The following is a 17331-nucleotide window of genomic DNA, read 5'->3' on the forward strand; positions in this document are numbered from 1 at the left end:
GAATGGCGACCACGGCACCTTCTCCATCGATACCAATGGCAATTGGAGCTATCAGCTCAACAACAATGACCCCGCCGTGCAGGCCCTCAAAGAGGGTGAGTCCCTGCCGAGCGAGACCTTCGTGGTCAACAGTGCTGACGGCTCCGCCCAGCACACCGTCACCGTCGCCATCACTGGCACCAATGAAGATCCCGATGCGCAAGACGACGGCCTTGCCAGCAATAAGATCGTGACGCTCGATGGGCAGAACTGGGATACCAGCGGCGATATCAAGGTCAATTACTATGTCATCAATGCCACGACCGGACTGAAAGTGGCCGACGCCGAGAAATCCGATTACACCGGCGATGGCGACCATCGTTTCGGGGTGAAATCCGGAATCGAGCAACCAAGTGCAGACACTGTTCAGGCCGGGCAGATCGGCTACCTCGACAGCGCGGATCAGAGCGAAGCCATGAGCTTCACCTTCCAGCAGGGACAGGTCGCCAACCATGCCACCATCCAGGTCAAGAACCTGTGGAGCGACATAGCACATGGCAGCTGGGAACCGGGTATCGAGCGGGGTGTCTGGAAAGCCTTCTACAAGGGCGAGCTGGTTGCGACCGGTATCTTCGAAGGCACCTCTGGCGGTCGACAGGATGTGCAGATCGATGCCGGTGGCCGCTACTTTGACACCATCGAAATGTCAGCCATTGGCTACAAGGATGGCATCGTCGATCCGAAAGGCTCCGAGTACTTTATCACCCAGGTCACCGCAGATCTGACCCGCTTCGATCAGGCCTATCAGACCAATGAGACCGGCGTGCTCTCCCTCGACGTGTTGAGCAATGACTCGGATCCCAACGGGGATGCCATCGCCATCGTGCCGGGAAGCTACCCGGCCTATATCACCCTGGTCAATGGCAAGCTGCAGTTTGATGCCGCCAAATACCTGCTGACGTTGCCTGAGGCTGAACGGGATTTGGCTGCGGGCGAAGCCAAAGAGATCAAGTTTGACTACGTGATTCGCGACACTCACGGCGCCACCGATCACGCCAGCGTCACCATCATCCTGATCGGTGAGACGCAACCCGCTCAGGCTCCACTGCATGTGACAGTGCAAGAGGATGGACTGGCTGGCGGTGCGCACGCTCACAGCGAAGGCCCTCTGCCGGGCGCCCATGATGCCACGCCACACGACTACCAGTTTGCCACCCGGCAGACAGGTACTGCAGCCAGCAGCGGTGGCAAGCCGCTGAGCTACGAGGTGAGCAGTGATGGTCTGACCCTGACCGGCTTTATCATGGAAGATGGCCATAAAACGAACGTACTGACAGCGCAGCTGAACTCGCAGAGCGGCACCTATCAGCTGGATCTGTTCCGCCCACTCGATCATAGTGCTGCCGGCAAGGACACCCTCTCTCTGCCATTCGAGCTCGACATCAAGGTTGGCAACCAGCACACCAAGGGAGAACTGGTGATCGATGTGATCGACAGCGCCCCTGCGCCTGCCCACCTGACCCTCACCACCGGGGATATGGCACCGCAATCCAACTCCGTCATCATTGCGCTGGATATGTCCGGTTCCATGGGAGAAGCGGTGAAGGATGCCGATGGCAACACAACGACCCGCTGGGCACTCTCGCAACAGGCTATCAAGGCGATGTTCGAGCAATACGACAAGCTGGGGGATGTGCAGTTCAAGATTGCCACCCACGCGGGCCAACCAGATGGACAAGTATCAGGCTGGTTACACTCGTTAGCCGATATCCAGCAGTTCTTCAGCAAGCTGAGCCCGGCAGCCTGGACCCCCTACACTCAGGCACTTAACCAGCTCGATGCGATTCTGGCAGATAGTCAGAATCAGCAGGACATGGCAGGGAGCAACAAGCAGTTCTACTTCCTCTCCGATGGCGCGCCCTCGGACTTTGACTACTGGTTGAACGGCCGAGACAAGTCAGACATGTTCCGCGAGCGCCTGATGAAGGGCATCAGCCCGGATGAAGTGGGTGGAGAGCAGCACTATCAGGATCTGCTCAATGGCCGGGTCGCGCCAACCAAAGCCGAGCAGTTGCTGATCCTGGGCGAATCCATGGAGCACATTCTGGCTCAGCACGGCCACCCCTTTGACAACGTCAATATGCTCGCCATTGGCAAGAGCTCCTCGCTGGAGTATCTGGCCCCCATGGCGGGTCAGGATGGTACCGCCATCAAGGTGGAGAAGGATGCCGATATCATCAGCACCCTGACCGAGTCGGTTCCGGGCCAGCTGCACGGAGATGTCACCGGCTCATCGATCGAGGGAGAGTGGGTAGATAGCCTAGCCCACGATGGTCGCACCTACTTCTACGACCAGAAGCAAAACGGCATCTTCGCCCACAACAGCGATAGCGACAGCAAGGTGGTCGACGGCTCCAAACTGACGCTCGACACGACCAACGGCAAGCTGGTACTGAACTTTGAAACCGGCCAGTACGACTATCAAGCCAAGGATGTTCATGGGGATGGACAGGATAAATTCCTCCTCACCTTGCGCGATGGTGATGGCGATACCGCAGATACCTCTCTGGTCATCAAGGTCACGGATCTGCAAGGGGGCATCAGCGCACAACCGTTGACCCTGGGGTCGGATGAGAAGTCTGCCTCCTCTGCTCCCTTGCTCGGTACAGAGGCGCAGGATGAGCTCATCGAGCTGCCCGTCAGCCAGTTAGCCGCGCCTGCCAACCATGTGGAGAGCCTGACAACGACCGGGATAGCCATCGACGATCTGCTTGGTCATGATGAGATGGGCAGCCTGCTCACCCAGGTCGCACCTGCCACTCAAGACTCCGCTGGCATTTCCGCTGAGGGGCTGACCACGTCAATCCTGCCGGATGGCAATGCCTCTGACTTGCTCAGTCATACCATGCAAAACCCGGTATTTGATGAACTGCTGTCACAACAGCAATTTATCCAGTAATCCCTCAAGCCAGGCCCCCAACCCAATCGTTGGGGGCTTTTTTGTATGCCGGCGTGCCCTTCATGGGATCCCGATCGCACCCTGCGAAACCGTTAATCGCTCACAGTTTAAGATCCCGATCCGGGGTAATATCCCACTTTCCCATTACCCCCACGATCGAAGAGGCATGTTCTCCTGACCAAATTCAACCGCGAGCCGACCTACATGAAGCAGACCCTACTCTCCCTGACCCTGGCCAGCCTGTTGGCGCTGCCAGTGTTTGTCTCCACCAATGCCTGGGCTGCTCCGGTGCGCTCCCTGCAAAAGGAGCAGAACTACGACCAGTACATCAGCAAGCGCCAGGTGGTGGATCAGCTGCTGGCGGATGCCTGGCAGATCTTCAAGTCGCCGGCCCGCATCTCCACCGCCGGCTTCACCGCCAAGATGCCGAGCAACATGGAGCAGGTCACAGAGCTGCTGCTGCAGGCCTATCAGCTCGAACCCTACCGCACCGACCTGCTGATCTCGGCGGCCAACGCCCAGATCTACAACGGCAACGTGGACAAGGCCATAGGCCTGTTCGAGCAGGCGCTCAGCACGGCGCCGGACGACATAGATCTGCTCACCTACCTCGCCACCTGGCAGACCTTCAAGCAAAACCCCGGCGCCGCCCAGGCATACCAGAGCAAGCTGGCGACCCTCAATCCCGGCCGCGCCGCCGATCTGCAGCGCATTCTGGATACGGTGGCCCGCGTCAACGCCACCCCGCTGAAAGAGCAGGGGGAGCGTTCACCCAAGCCGGGCAACCGGGCCATCGTCACCCTGGGCTATGCCCTCAACCCCGATGGCAGCATGCACGACATCTTGCTGGGCCGACTGGAGACTACCCGCTCCCTGGCCCAGGCCAACCCGGCGGCGCTCATCATACTGACCGGCGGCGTGCCCCAGAACCGCCAGACCGAGGGCAAGCTGATGGCGGACTGGCTGGTGAAGAAGGGCATAGATCGCTCGCGCATCATAGAGGAGAACTACGCCACCAGTACGGTGGAAAACGCCCTCTACAGCGGCTACGCCCTCGCCCACCACCAGATCCAGTACGCCACCCTGGTGAGCTCCGCCAGCCACGTGCGCCGGGGCCAGACATTGCTGGAGATCGCCTGCTGGCAGAGCGGCCCGGCCGGGATCCAGATAGACAGCGTCAGCTACCCGGACAAGTCGCTCTCGACCCTGGCCAAGGTGAGCGACGGCGAGTTGCTCGGTATCTACCGCGATGCGCTGCGCACCTATGGGCTGTGGAGCTACCGCTCGGCCCCGCTTATCGAACGCTGAACCATGTCGAATAAAAAAACCGCCGAATGGCGGTTTTTTTATCTGTCAGTAATGCTCATATTCCCTTCGGGTCTTCACCGAAACGGTTCTCTCCCGTAGTCCCTGCGCAGAAACTGAAGTAGAGTAAAATAAAGGGGCCTACCACTGGAATACAAGATATAAGGATCCACCAGCCACTGCGATCGATATCATGCAACCGGCGTACCGTCACTGCAAAACCGGGAAAGGCGACCAATAATAAATAAAGACAGAGCACTGAGACTCCAACCTCTGGACTAGCAAACAAGACACACACCATACTAATTATGCTAGCAACAAGAACGTTGAACAGGCTGAACATCCAATACTCTTTACGACGTGCTCGTCCGCGCAGTACTGCATATTTTTTAAGAACAGAAAGATACCATTGCATTGTATTAACCCAGATTTATCTATTGTTATGTTGATGCCATTTCAGGCCGTGGCACGCTACCACAAGAGCTCAATAGAGTCCACAAAAAGACTGTCGTCCTGATTTTTGAGAACTTGTCTCCATGCTTACCACCTGAAGATACGCCCCATTATCAGTTCACTGAGCGCACTCTTGAGTGAGTTTTTTCGGGTTGTACCAGTAAACTCTGCTGTCCAATCAGTTAGTGTTCTTGCTGGCTCAACGCATTATATTGGCAGGAGAACGACATCGCCATCTGGGACAACCGGGTCACCCAGCACTATGCCAACGCCGACTATCTGCCTGCCCGGCGGGTGATGCACAGGGCCACCATACTGGGAGACAAACCCTTCTGGCGGGCCTGGTGAGCACGCGGGTATAACCGGCACTCCCTTCATGCCACATGGCCTGTTTAGCGACATTTATTGATCCCGATAAAAATAACGGGGTGCTATGCGGGCCATTATTTTCAAATAACCCAGTTAATGACGCCAAATTATTTTCACCGACATACATTGAAATATTTCCATACAATTGCCCGCTGCTATTTTTTTGAGTCCATCACGTAACATGCCCGGGTTCAGGCAATATGATGGAAACAAAAAAATGAAATACACGCTGATGATATCTTTGCTGGCGCCGGCCCTGCTGGCGGGCTGCGATCTGGAAAAGAAAGAGGAAGCTCCCTTCAAGGCGCGGCATATCACCGCCGCTTATGACACGGGCAACATCTGCCGCCAATTGCGGCAGGGGTGGCAGGAGGATGGCGTCGCCGTGCCCGCCAGCCAGGTCGGTTGCCACTACCTGACGGTGCCACTCGATTACGACAAGGAGTGGGTCCAGATCAAGCAGACCAAATGGGAGAAACGCCCTGCCCCCGCCCCGGCTGCCACTTTCCTCTCTGGCAACACAAGCCGCTTCTCGACCCCCTCCTGGTCAGGCAACCCCATCCGGGGCGAGATCAAGCAGGAGACCCGCACGGTCAAGGGGGACACCATAGACCTCTTCTATGTGCACTATCGCGCCACCGGCGACTATCGCGGCACCCTCTTCTACAACCCGGGCGGCCCCACCTCGGCCACCCCGGATCTGGGTATCCTGCTCGACATGCTGCGCAGTGCCAACCCCGCCATCCTGGCGCACTACGACATAGTCACCCTGGATCCCCGCGGGGCCGGTTACAGCGCGCTCGGGCATGAACTTAGAAGCTGCCTGCTGACGGACAAGAGCGGCATCCGGCCAGACATGACCCCGGCGCAGCTCGCCCAGATCTTTGCCAGCCGAGACAAGGGCGCCCTGCCGGCGCTCGAGAGCGGTGACGATCAGGGCAAGGCCTTCGGCACTGCGCTGCGGGAGCGCTGCGACGAGCCGTTGAAGCTGCATGCGCCGCACCTGGGCTCGCGGGCCGTGGTCGAGGACATGGAGCGACTGCGTCAGCATCTGGGGCGCGACCGCATCACCCCCATCACCTTCTCCTACGGCACCCGCCTCGCCGCCCTCTATGCCGCCCGCTACCCAAGCCACGTGGCCAACCTGGTGGTCGACTCGCCGATGTCCCCTGCCGAGAGCCGCTACCCGGCCATCTTCCGCGGCGATGCCGAGAATGCCAATCGCATCCTTGCCTGGCGCTTCGGGGCCGAGGCGCTGCAGCGCAGCATGGCGGTGACCCGCCAGGTGCGCGACAGCGGCCGCTATGTGGACAACATGGGCAACGTGCTCGACCGCCCCCACTGGGAAGCTGTGATGAGCGATGCCATCAGCGGCAGCCAGCACTATGATCAGCTCGCCTTCTGGCAGCAGGATGATGCAGGCCCCCTGCTGGCCCGCCTCGCCAAGCAGCAGGCCGACGAGACCCCCTACCAGGATCTGCTGGAAATGCCCTTCTTCAGCGCCATCCACTGCACCGACAACAGCGAGCCCTATGGCTGGCAGGCGCTGGACCCGGAAGATGCCGCCTTCCAGGGGGCCGGCGCCCTGCTGCTGGCCAAAAGCTTCAACACCTGCGCCGACTGGCCTTATCCGCGCCAGCCCATCACCACCTACGGCGCCGGCGAGATAAAGCTCCCGAATGATGCCAAGGCCCTGGTGCTCGGCGCCGAGTACGATCCCAATACGCCCTTTGCAGGCGCTCGCCAGATGCAGGCCGCCTTTGGCAGCGCCACCCGTCTGGTGCGGGTGGAGCAGAGCAACCGGCACGGCCAGCTGCACTCCTCACAGTGCGCCAGAGAGGCCCTCAGCACCCTGCTGCTGGGTGACGCCGCGAGCCTCCCCAGCGAGCAGCCCTGCCTGGCCGACTGAACCCGGCCCAACTGAGCACAGTCCAGCTGAGCACAGTCCAACAAAAAGCCCGCCGAATTGGCGGGCTTTTGCATGCTGGCAGACGCCGTCAGACGGCGACCAGCCGCTCCAGATCGCTGCGCGTGAGGCGCTTGCTGTCCACCTTCACATAGAGCGAATGCTCGGCTGGCGCCAGCAGCACATCGCTCACCCCGTCACAGGCGCGGATCTTCTGCTCCAGCGCCGGGCTCGCCTCGACCCCTGCCGGCAGCACTATGCGCAGGCTGCTCACATAGGGGGGCTCCTGCATGGTGAGGCTGACCCCCAGCCAGGCCAGGGCCAGCAGGGCGCAACTGCCAAACACCAGCACGCCGCCACCCAGGCTGTAGAGCAACCCCCCCAGGCTGCCGCCTATGGCCACCCCGATGAACTGGCTGGTGGAGTAGACGCCCATGGCGGTGCCCTTGTAACCCGGTGGCGACTCCTTGCTGATGAGCGACGGCAGCAGCGCCTCCATCACGTTGAAGCCGATGAAGAAGAGCTGCAGCCCGGCGAGCAGGCCCCACAGCTGCAGCCCGGCTTGCCACAGCACCACTTCGGCGATGAGCATCACTAGCACGCAAGCCTGGAATACCCGCTTCATCTGGCGGCGTTTTTCGGCATAGATGATGAAGGGCACCACGCTGACAAAGGCGACCAGCATGGTGACCAGATAGGCCTGCCACTGGCTGTCACGGGGCAGACCGGCCTGCTCCAGCAGCGGCGGCAGCGCCACGAAGCTCGACATCAGCAGGGTGTGCACGCAGAGGATGCCGAGGTTGAGTTTGAGCAGGCGCGGGTTGGTGAGCACGGTGCGCATCCCGCCCCTGACCATGCTGGACTCGCGATTGAGCAGGTGACCGCTCGGGGTCGGCACCAGCCAGAGGGTGATGGCTATGCCCCCCAGCGCCAGCAGGGCGATGAGCCAGAACAGACCGGACAGCCCCAGCGCGCGGGTGATGAGGGGGCCCGTCACCATGGCGATGGCGAAGGTGATACCAAAGCTCACCCCGATGAAGGCCATCGCCTTGGTGCGGTTCTGCTCGCGGGTGAGATCCGAGAGCAGCGCCATGACGGCCGCCGAGATGGCGCCGCTGCCCTGCAAGGCGCGACCGAGGATGACGCCCCAGATGGAGTGGGTCAGCGCCGCGATCACGCTGCCCAGCGCAAACATCAGCAGGCCGCCGACGATGAGCGGCTTTCTGCCGATACGATCGGAGAGCAGGCCAAACGGGATCTGGAACAGCGCCTGGGTCATGCCATAGATACCGATGGCAAGGCCGATCAGGGCTTCGGAGGCGCCCGCCAGAGACATGCCATAGGTGGTCAGCACCGGCAGCACCATAAACATGCCGAGCATGCGCAGGGAGAAGACGGAGCCGAGCGCCCAGGTCGCGCGGCGCTCGCCCCTCGTCATGGTGAAATCATTCATGATGGCCTCGATAGGTCAAAGAGAAGGGAGACGCAAGGGGTGGATGACACAAGGCGCGCCACACCCGAACAACGGGAAAAGTGCCCCGCAGGGCGGCCCCATAATAACAGAGCCGGGAAGGTTCCCGGCTCTGGATTTCATGCATTTAGGGGTGCAGTTCACACTATCAGGGCAGCATGCTCACCAGCACGGGAGTTGCGTCCGGCTGGAAGTCCACCGACATCATCACGCTCAGGCAAGTGAAGATGATGACGACGATGGAGAACATGTCCGCGTCAGGATCACGGCAGCATGCTCACCAATACCGGCGCCGCATCCGGCTGGAAGTCCACCGACATCATCACGCTCAGGCAGGTGATGGTGACGATGGAGAACATGAACAGCTTGCGGGCCCAGAGGGAGTCATCGACCGCCTGCTTGTAACCCGACAGCGCCATGCCCAGCCACCAGACGCTGACCGCAGTGGCCACGATCAGATACTTGTAGCCGGCGTAACCGCCGAGGAACAGCATCAGGGTCGGCACCATGAAGGCCAGTATGTAGAGGGTGATGTGGTGTTTGGCCACGACAATCCCCTTCACCACCGGCAGCACGGGTATGTTGGCGGCCTGGTAATCCTTGAAGCGAAAGATGGCAATCGCATAGGAGTGCGGCATCTGCCACAGGCTGAAGATCGCCAGCAGGATCAAGGCGCCCGAGTCAAACTGACCGCTCACGGCGCAGTAGCCGATGACGGGTGGCGCGGCACCGGAGAGGCTGCCGACCAGGGTGCCATAGACGGAGTGACGCTTCATGTAGAGGCTGTAGACCCCTACATAGACCAGGAAGCCCAGCACTGCCAGCAAGGCGGCCAACGGATTGGCCGCAAAGTAGAGCAGTGCAATGCCCGCAACGCCCAGCGCGCTCGCATACCAGAGCGACACACCGGGGGCGATCAGCCCCTTCACCAGGGCGCGGTTCTTGGTGCGCTCCATGATGCAGTCGATGTCCCGGTCGATATAGTTGTTGAACACACAACCAGAGGCCACCACCAGGGAGACACCCACCATGGTCAGGATGAACAGGGGCACGTCCAGGCTCCCCTTGGAGGCCAGCAGGAATCCCCCGATAACCGAGATGAGGTTACCGAAGATGATGCCCGGCTTGGTCACTTGCAGGTATTGCTTCATCATCACATCAAGCCGCTCAGTGAACCATCATGTTGATGTTGAGGTTGTACATGATCCACAGGGAACCCACGACCACGATGGCGATGATGAGCACGGTAAACACCAGTGCCACCAGGTTCCAGCGCTCCTCTGACGAGGTGTTCATGTGCAGGAAGTAGATCAGATGCACGAAGATCTGCACCACCGCCATGGCCACCACTGTGCCCAGCACCATGGCGTGGGAGGCGGAGCCATCCATCACCATCCAGAAGGGGATTGCGGTCAGTATGAGTGACAGCACGAAGCCGGTCATATAGGACTTGACGCTGCCGTGGCTCGCGCCGTGATTGTCAACGGAATGACTCATTACATGACCCCCATCAGATAGACCACGGTGAAGACGCAGATCCACACCACGTCCAGGAAGTGCCAGAACAGGCTCAGGCACATCAGGCGAGTACGGTTGCGCTCGGTCAGCCCCTTCTTGCTGATCAGCACCATCATCACGATGATCCAGACCAGGCCACTGGTCACGTGGATCCCGTGGGTACCGACCAGGGTGAAGAAGGCGGAGAGGAAACCGCTGCGCTGCGGGCCGAAGCCCTCTGCGATCAGGTGGTGGAACTCGTAGATCTCCATGGCGATGAAGCCGGCGCCAAGCAGGAAGGTGACCAGCAGCCAGGTATTGACCGCGGAGACCTTGTTCTTGTTCATGGCCAGCATGCCGAAGCCGAAGGTGATGGAGCTCAGCAGCAGCAGCATGGTTTCGGCGAACACGAACGGCAGTTCGAAGATATCCTTGCCGCTCGGGCCGCCGGCGGTGCCGTTGACCAGGACTGCATAGGTTGCGAACAGGGTCGCAAACAGGATGCAGTCACTCATCAGGTAGATCCAGAAACCGAACACCTTGGTGGCACCGGCATCATGGTGCCCATGATCGTCATGGGCGCCGTGAGTGTGATGTAGAACGTCAGTCGCCATGGAATTAAGCCACCTTGTTGATATTGTCGAAATGCTGACCTTCGATGCGCTCGATCTCGTCAACCTGCACGTAGTAATCCACGTCCTCATTGAAGCTGTGGACGATCCAGGTGGCTATCATGCCGACGAAGCCGGCGATGGCCATCCACCAGATGTGCCAGATCATGGCAAAGCCGAACACCACGCTGAAGGCGGCGATGATGACACCGGCACCCGAGTTTTTCGGCATGTGGATGGGAGCGTACTGGGCCGGCCGCAGGAAGGCAGAACCGTCTTGCTTGGCTTCCCAGAAGGCATCCAGACCTGTGATCTTCGGCTCGATGGCGAAGTTGTAGAAGGGCGGCGGTGAAGAGGTCGACCACTCCAGGGTACGGCCACCCCAGGGATCGCCAGTCAGATCGCGGTTCTTCTCGCGGTCACGAATACTGACCACCACCTGGATAACCTGGCACAGGACGCCGATGGCGATCAGGCCGGCACCGCAGGCAGCGACTACCAGCCAGCCGTGGAACTCGGGATCTATGTTCTGGCTGACCCGACGGGTCATGCCCATGAAGCCCAGCACGTAGAGCGGCATGAAGGCCACGAAGAAGCCGGTGATCCAGAACCAGAAGGCACGCTTGCCCCAGACCTCATCCAGCTTGAAGCCGAACGCCTTCGGGAACCAGTAGGTGATACCGGCGAAGCAACCGAACACCACGCCGCCGATGATGACGTTGTGGAAGTGGGCGATCAGGAACAGGCTGTTGTGCAGCACGAAGTTGGCGGCCGGCACGGAGAGCAGTACCCCGGTCATGCCACCCACGGTGAAGGTGATGATGAAGCCGACGGTCCACAGCATGGGCGAGGTGAACTCGATGCGACCGCGGTACATGGTGAACAGCCAGTTGAAGATCTTCACCCCGGTCGGGATCGAGATGATCATGGTGGTGATGCCGAAGAAGGCATTCACGTTGGCGCCCGATCCCATGGTGAAGAAGTGGTGCAGCCAGACCACGAAGGAGAGCACGGTAATGGCGATGGTCGCCCACACCAGGGAGGTGTAGCCGAACAGCTTCTTCTTGCAGAAGGTCGCCACCACTTCGGAGAAGATCCCGAACACCGGCAGCACCAGGATATACACCTCGGGGTGACCCCAGGCCCAGATCAGGTTGATGTACATCATCATGTTGCCACCCATGTCATTGGTAAAGAAATGGGTACCCAGGTAACGGTCTGCGGTGAGCAGGGCTATGGTGACGGTCAGGATCGGGAAGGAGGCGATGATCAGTATGTTGGCGCACAGCGCGGTCCAGGTGAACACCGGCAACCGCATCATGGTCATGCCGGGGGCACGCATCCGGATGATGGTGGCAAAGAAGTTGACGCCGGTCAGCAAGGTGCCCAATCCTGAGATCTGCAGACTCCAGATCCAGTAATCGACCCCGACCCCGGGACTGAACTCCTTGCCCGACAAGGGCGGATAGGCCAGCCAGCCGGTCTGGGCAAATTCACCGACCCCGAGGGAGACGTTGATCAGCACCACGGCGGCGGCGGTAAACCAGAAGCTCAGGTTGTTGAGGAAGGGGAAGGCGACGTCACGGGCACCGATCTGCAGCGGCACCACTATGTTCATCAGGCCGATCACCAGTGGCATGGCCACGAAGAAGATCATGATGACGCCGTGGGCGGTGAAGATCTGGTCGTAGTGGTGGGGCGGCAATATGCCTTCGCCACCGGCCGAGGCCATCACCTGCTGGGTACGCATCATGACCGCATCGGCAAAGCCGCGCAGCAGCATGACCATGCCCAGGATGAGATACATGATACCGAGACGCTTGTGATCCACAGAGGTGAACCACTCTTGCCACAGATACTGCCACTTGCCGAAATAGGTGATCAGCCCGGCGATGGCCAGCCCGCCCAATAAGATTGCGGCTATCGTGACCATGATAATGGGTTCATGGTACGGGACAGCGTCGAGCGTTAATTTTCCAAACATCAATTATTCCTCGGATCCTGCTTTCACACTCTTGTCATCCATCGGCATGGCCATATGCCCGGCATGATCCATTTGTGCATCATGGGTCATCTCGTCATGGTCCATTGCTTGATGATCCAGGGTGTCGCCATGCTGCATGGCACCTTCGTGGGCCATGCCCTGGTGCTCACCCGGCTTCATGTCACCCATGAACTTGTTGATCACGTTGACGAACAGGGCCGGGTCGGCACTGGCGAAATACTCCACCGGATTGTTCTGGCTCTGCTTGGCCAGGGCCTCGAACTCGGCCATGGTGGCGAGCATCTTGGGTGACTGTTTCACCTTGGCGACCCAGGCATCGAAGTCGGCCTGATCCCGCGTGGCGATGGCCTGGAACTTCATGCCGGAGAAACCGGCGCCGCTGTAACTGCCGGAGATCCCCTTGTACTGGCCCGCCTCGTTGGCGATGAGATGCAACTTGGTCTGCATGCCCGCCATGGCGTAGATCTGACCGCCCAGCTGGGGAATGAAGAAGGAGTTCATCACTGTGTCGGAGGTCACCCGGAAATTGACCGGGGTATTGACCGGGAAGGCCAGTTCATTGACCGAGGCGATACCCAGTTCCGGATAGACGAACAACCACTTCCAGTCGAGGGAAATAACATCGACCTGGATCGGTTTGACGTCCGATTCCAGCGGTTTATAAGGATCCAGCGAGTGGGATGTTTTCCAGGTAATGACCGCCAGGATGGCGACAATAATGACGGGTACGGTCCAGACGACCGCTTCAATCTTGTTGGAGTGAGACCAATCCGGGGTGTATTTGGCATTGGTATTGGATGCTCTGTATTTACGAGAGAATACCACTGCCATAATAATCACAGGGATCACTACAATTAACATCAGCCCGATGGCCGTTAATATCAGTGATTTCTGTTCCAGACCAATCTGCCCTTTGGGGCTCATTAGAGCCATGTCGCAACCACTGAGCAAGCCGGTTGTCGCGAGCAACAGCAAGGCGCCCAAGCCCCTTTTTACATCAGGTCTCATGCCGTTTCCTCATCTTCGCAAGGCGTAAAGTTGTAATAAAAACGCATCATTCTATTGCATCGGGGGGGGATGTGAACAACATGAAAAATTAATCCCGAACTTGTGTGCGGTTTGGGATTTCCCTGTGAAGCATGTTAATGCCTTGACGGCAAGGCATTTATCAAATCCCGCAAATCACGAATTCATCATTAACAGGCCTTATTTCATCCAATTGTTGTTGATTGAATAGACAGATAGCTGCTTCACCCTATATTTGGCAGGGTTAAATCGCCCCGATCGTTGCTATTTGTATAAAATATCGACGCTATTTTCGGCGCCGCCGTCGAACAGACAGAACATCGAGCGGAACTCAATCCGGACCATAATTAATCAAACTAAACTCTAATTAATTCCATGGATTTGATGAGGCCATAGTCCGCAAAGATGCATATTGCATGCATTTCCAGGGGCCAGATCCATCACAGGACTCATCATTTTGTTTAATAAGTTATTATCAAAGCCATGGACTCCATCCGGATATGGCGTTAGGTTGCGCCCCTTCGTTACCAAGCCAGTCACGAATTCAACCTTATCCCATTTCCCATTTGACTCTTCATACAACAGGGATTGCCATGAGTATCACACGCAGAGACTTTCTCAACGGCGTAGCCATAGCGATTGCGGCCGGTGTCGCCCCCATCAATCTGCTGCAAGCGGCGCAAGGCGGCAACGCGCTGGCCGACAAGACGCTGGCCTATTCGCCCGCCCTCACCGGCCTGCGCGGCAACCATCCGGGCTCCTTCGAGCCGGCCCACAGCATAGCCCGCGACGGCAAGCAGTATGACTTCGCCAATGTCCCCCTCGAGGGGGAGTACGATCTGGTGATCGTCGGTGCCGGCATCAGCGGCCTGGCGGCCGCCTGCTTCTATCAGCAATTGCTCGGCGCGGACAAAAAGATCCTGCTGCTCGACAACCACGACGATTTTGGCGGCCACGCCAAGCGCAACGAGTTCACCACCCCCGATGGGCTGCGGCTGGGCTACGGCGGCAGCGAATCCCTGCAATCGCCGCGTTCCGTCTACAGCCCCATTGCGCTCGGGCTGCTCAAGGCACTCGAGGTCAACATCGACGAGCTGGCCAAGGGCTTCCAGCAGACCTTCTACCCGGATCTGGGGCTCAGTCGCGGCGTCTATTTCGACGAGCAGCACTTTGGCGTCAACAAGGTGGTGAGCGGCGATCCGGGCCACAACGTGGCCGACGACATTCCCCGCGATCGCTTGAACGGCCGCCCGCTGGCACAGTTCATCGGTGACTTCCCGCTCGACGAGAGCGACCGTGCCGCCCTGCTGGCCCTGCACGAAGAGAAGATCGACTACCTGAGCGGCATGAGCCGGGAAGAGAAAGACCTCTGGATGACCCGCAACAGCTACACCAGCTTCCTGCGCGACAAGGTGGGGCTCAGCGAGCGGGCGATCACTTACTTCCAGCAGCGCACCAACGACTTCCAGGCGGTCGGCATAGACGCCACCGCCTGCGCCGATGCGCGCCTCTGTGCCCTGCCGGGCTTCGACGGGCTGGATCTCACTCCCCTCGATGCCGAGGAGCAGGCGGAGCTGGACGATCCTTACATCTTCCACTTCCCGGACGGCAACGCCGGGCTGACCCGCTTGATGGTGCGCAAGCTCATTCCGCAGGTGGCCCCCGGCCACACCATGCAGGACGTGGTGCTGGCCAAGTTTGACTACGGCAAGCTCGACCTGCCGGAGCACAAGGTGCAACTGCGCCTTGGCAGCACGGCGCTGCAAGCCAAAAACGTCCGTCTTGCCGATGGCAAATCGGCGGTGGATGTCACCTACATCAAGGAGGGGAAACTGCATAGGGTGCGGGCCAAACAGTCCGTCATGGCCGGTTACAACATGATGATCCCCTACATGGTGCCCGAGCTGCCTGAGCCCCAGAAGGAGGCGCTGCGCCAGAACGCCAAGGCGCCGCTGGTCTACACCAAGGTGGTGATCAAGAACTGGCACGCCTTCGTCAAACTCGGCGTGCACGAGGTCTACTCACCGGCGGCCCCCTACAGCCGGGTCAAGCTGGACTACCCGGTCAACCTCGGCGGCTACGAGCATCCCAAGAGCCCGGATCAGCCCATGTGTCTGCACATGGTCTATGTGCCGACCCTGCCGGGCAGCGGTCTCTCGTCCCGCGAGCAGTCCCGCAAGGGGCGCGCCATGATCCTCGGCATGCCGTTCGAGCAGCATGAGCAGATGATCCGCGAGCAGCTGCAGGGGATGCTGGGCAGCGCCGGGTTCAACCATGAGCAGGATATCCTCGCCATCACGGTCAACCGCTGGTCCCACGGCTACTCCTACATCACCAACACCCTGTTCGATGACGAGGCGCAGTGCGAAAAATGGATTGAGCTGGGTCGTCAGCCCATAGGCAACATCACCATAGCCAACTCCGACTCGGACTGGAGCCCCTACGCCCACTCCGCCATCGATCAGGCCTGGCGCGCGGTCAACGAGCTGGTCGCCATGCAGAAGGGAGGTGCCCAATGAACCGCGCCCTGTCACTGACCGCCAGCGCCCTGCTGCTGGCCCTGCCCGCCCTGGCTGCACAGGCAACGCCTGCCATGTCGGCGGGGGAATACGTGGCCAAGCTGGGGGATTGTGCCGCCTGCCACACCAGCGAAACCAGCCAGCCGCTGGCTGGCGGCAAGGGCTTCCCGACCCCGATCGGCACAGTCTTTTCCACCAACATCACCCCGGACAAGAGCCACGGCATCGGCAACTACAGCCTGCCGGAGTTCATCAAGGTGATGCGCGAAGGGGTGGCCCGGGATGGTCATCGGCTCTATCCGGCCATGCCCTACACCGCCTACGCCAAGATGAGCGACACAGATCTCGGGGATCTCTACCAGCATCTGATGAAGGAGGTGAAGCCGCTGGCGGTGGCCAACAAGGAGAGCGACATCCCCTGGCCACTCAACATGCGCTGGCCGCTGATGGGCTGGAACTGGGTCTATCACGATGACAGCCGCTTCACCCCGGTGGCGGGCAAGAGCGAGCAGTGGAATCGCGGCGCCTATCTGGTGCAGGGTGCCGGTCACTGCGGCAGCTGCCACACCCCGCGCGGACTCGGCATGCAGGAAAAAGCCCTGACCGAGGCGGACCCTCTCTATCTGAGCGGCGCCACCCTGGATGGCTGGTATGCCCCCGACATCCGCGGCACCCGCTACGACAAGCAGGCGCTGATCGATCTGCTGAAAACCGGTCGCAGCCAGCATCAGGCCGTCTCCGGCCCAATGGCGGAAGTGATCACTCACAGCAGCCAGTACTTCAGCGATGCGGATCTGGCCGGCATAGCCACCTATCTTATCGAGATCGGAGATCATACGCCGCCAGCCCAGGGCAACCGGGCCTACGCCAACGCGGGCGGCAAGGCGGACTATGCCATGTACTGCTCCACCTGCCACGGCGTCAACGGTCAGGGCAATGATGGAGTGATTCCATCGCTGGTGGGCAACCAGACAGTGCTGGCCGACGATCCGGCCAGCCTGCTCAACGTGCTGCTGTACGGCGCCGAGACCCCCATTACCCAGGGCCATATCGGCTACCGCATGCCGGGTTATGGCTGGACCCTCAACGACGAACAGGTGGCCGGGCTGGTCAACACATTGCGCGCCTCCTGGGGCAATGAAGGGGTGGCCATCAAGCCGGCCACCGTCAAGGCCCAGCGCGCGCTGCACGAATAAGCCTGCGCCGCACCACCTCTGCCATAAAAAAACGG

At 59.8% G+C, this 17331-nt stretch carries 12 protein-coding genes and 1 pseudogene; 6 read left to right on the forward strand and 7 right to left on the reverse strand.

Annotated features, from left to right (window positions below; translation table 11 throughout):
• Both AACW87_RS11845 and AACW87_RS11850 read left to right on the forward strand, forming a co-directional pair.
• On the forward strand, positions 1 to 2938 hold a 2938-nt coding region (locus tag AACW87_RS11845; protein ID WP_241325033.1), incomplete at its 5' end, for a VCBS domain-containing protein.
• A gap of 204 nt (positions 2939 to 3142) precedes the next feature.
• A complete protein-coding gene (locus AACW87_RS11850; RefSeq protein WP_241325034.1) occupies positions 3143 to 4246 on the forward strand; it encodes an ElyC/SanA/YdcF family protein in 1104 nt (367 codons plus the stop codon).
• Positions 4247 to 4301: 55 nt separating this feature from the next.
• On the opposite strand, the gene AACW87_RS11855 is transcribed toward AACW87_RS11850, so the two are convergent.
• Complete coding sequence (locus AACW87_RS11855) at positions 4302 to 4658, reverse strand: DUF805 domain-containing protein (RefSeq protein ID WP_277606773.1); 357 nt, start codon at positions 4656 to 4658, stop codon at positions 4302 to 4304.
• Between the two features lie 260 nt (positions 4659 to 4918).
• Between AACW87_RS11855 and AACW87_RS11860 the strand changes: the two are divergent.
• Both AACW87_RS11860 and AACW87_RS11865 read left to right on the forward strand, forming a co-directional pair.
• Positions 4919 to 5044 (forward strand): annotated as a pseudogene (locus tag AACW87_RS11860) (taurine dioxygenase); the annotation flags it as partial.
• A gap of 238 nt (positions 5045 to 5282) precedes the next feature.
• Entirely contained in the window at positions 5283 to 6974 is a 1692-nt protein-coding gene (locus tag AACW87_RS11865; RefSeq protein WP_241325035.1) for an alpha/beta fold hydrolase, read from the forward strand.
• A gap of 88 nt (positions 6975 to 7062) precedes the next feature.
• Here the strand turns inward: AACW87_RS11865 and AACW87_RS11870 are convergent, their stop codons facing one another.
• The 6 genes from AACW87_RS11870 to cyoA all read right to left on the reverse strand — a co-directional run bounded on the left by AACW87_RS11870 (position 7063) and on the right by cyoA (position 13563).
• Positions 7063 to 8424: an MFS transporter gene (locus AACW87_RS11870; RefSeq protein WP_241325036.1), complete on the reverse strand. Its 1362-nt coding sequence runs from the start codon at positions 8422 to 8424 to the stop codon at positions 7063 to 7065.
• Positions 8425 to 8705: 281 nt separating this feature from the next.
• Positions 8706 to 9599: a heme o synthase gene (cyoE, locus tag AACW87_RS11880; protein WP_042871245.1), complete on the reverse strand. Its 894-nt coding sequence runs from the start codon at positions 9597 to 9599 to the stop codon at positions 8706 to 8708.
• A 10-nt stretch (positions 9600 to 9609) separates the two neighbouring features.
• Positions 9610 to 9939, reverse strand: a complete 330-nt coding sequence (locus AACW87_RS11885; protein WP_025327639.1) for a cytochrome o ubiquinol oxidase subunit IV — start codon at positions 9937 to 9939, stop codon at positions 9610 to 9612.
• Positions 9939 to 10553: a cytochrome o ubiquinol oxidase subunit III gene (locus AACW87_RS11890; RefSeq protein WP_042871241.1), complete on the reverse strand. Its 615-nt coding sequence runs from the start codon at positions 10551 to 10553 to the stop codon at positions 9939 to 9941. Before AACW87_RS11890 ends, AACW87_RS11885 begins: the two co-directional genes overlap by 1 nt.
• Before the next feature lie 4 nt (positions 10554 to 10557).
• On the reverse strand, positions 10558 to 12534 hold the full coding sequence (gene cyoB / locus AACW87_RS11895) for a cytochrome o ubiquinol oxidase subunit I (protein WP_043134253.1): 1977 nt from the start codon (positions 12532 to 12534) through the stop codon (positions 10558 to 10560).
• Positions 12535 to 12537: 3 nt separating this feature from the next.
• A complete protein-coding gene (gene cyoA, locus AACW87_RS11900; protein ID WP_084214134.1) occupies positions 12538 to 13563 on the reverse strand; it encodes a cytochrome o ubiquinol oxidase subunit II in 1026 nt (341 codons plus the stop codon).
• A 611-nt stretch (positions 13564 to 14174) separates the two neighbouring features.
• Between cyoA and AACW87_RS11905 the strand changes: the two genes are divergently transcribed.
• Entirely contained in the window at positions 14175 to 16100 is a 1926-nt protein-coding gene (locus AACW87_RS11905) for an NAD(P)-binding protein (RefSeq protein WP_241325037.1), read from the forward strand.
• Positions 16097 to 17296 carry a c-type cytochrome gene (locus tag AACW87_RS11910; RefSeq protein WP_241325038.1) on the forward strand — a complete coding sequence of 400 codons (1200 nt, stop codon included), beginning with the start codon at positions 16097 to 16099 and terminating at the stop codon, positions 17294 to 17296. The genes AACW87_RS11905 and AACW87_RS11910 overlap by 4 nt, the downstream gene beginning before the upstream one ends.
• Positions 17297 to 17331 lie beyond the last annotated feature (35 nt).

It is taken from the genome of Aeromonas sp. MR7 (assembly GCF_963899385.1).
GTDB classification, from domain to species: Bacteria; Pseudomonadota; Gammaproteobacteria; order Enterobacterales; family Aeromonadaceae; genus Aeromonas; species Aeromonas bestiarum.

What these genes read in the sequence shown, in the direction of transcription:
- AACW87_RS11850 (WP_241325034.1), top strand. Translation starts at nt 3,143, where the DNA reads ATGAAGCAGACCCTACTCTCCCTGACCCTGGCCAGCCTGTTGGCGCTG.
- AACW87_RS11855 (WP_277606773.1), bottom strand. Translation starts at nt 4,658, where the DNA reads ATGCAATGGTATCTTTCTGTTCTTAAAAAATATGCAGTACTGCGCGGA.
- AACW87_RS11865 (WP_241325035.1), top strand. Translation starts at nt 5,283, where the DNA reads ATGAAATACACGCTGATGATATCTTTGCTGGCGCCGGCCCTGCTGGCG.
- AACW87_RS11870 (WP_241325036.1), bottom strand. Translation starts at nt 8,424, where the DNA reads ATGAATGATTTCACCATGACGAGGGGCGAGCGCCGCGCGACCTGGGCG.
- AACW87_RS11885 (WP_025327639.1), bottom strand. Translation starts at nt 9,939, where the DNA reads ATGAGTCATTCCGTTGACAATCACGGCGCGAGCCACGGCAGCGTCAAG.
- AACW87_RS11890 (WP_042871241.1), bottom strand. Translation starts at nt 10,553, where the DNA reads ATGGCGACTGACGTTCTACATCACACTCACGGCGCCCATGACGATCAT.
- cyoB (WP_043134253.1), bottom strand. Translation starts at nt 12,534, where the DNA reads ATGTTTGGAAAATTAACGCTCGACGCTGTCCCGTACCATGAACCCATT.
- cyoA (WP_084214134.1), bottom strand. Translation starts at nt 13,563, where the DNA reads ATGAGACCTGATGTAAAAAGGGGCTTGGGCGCCTTGCTGTTGCTCGCG.
- AACW87_RS11905 (WP_241325037.1), top strand. Translation starts at nt 14,175, where the DNA reads ATGAGTATCACACGCAGAGACTTTCTCAACGGCGTAGCCATAGCGATT.
- AACW87_RS11910 (WP_241325038.1), top strand. Translation starts at nt 16,097, where the DNA reads ATGAACCGCGCCCTGTCACTGACCGCCAGCGCCCTGCTGCTGGCCCTG.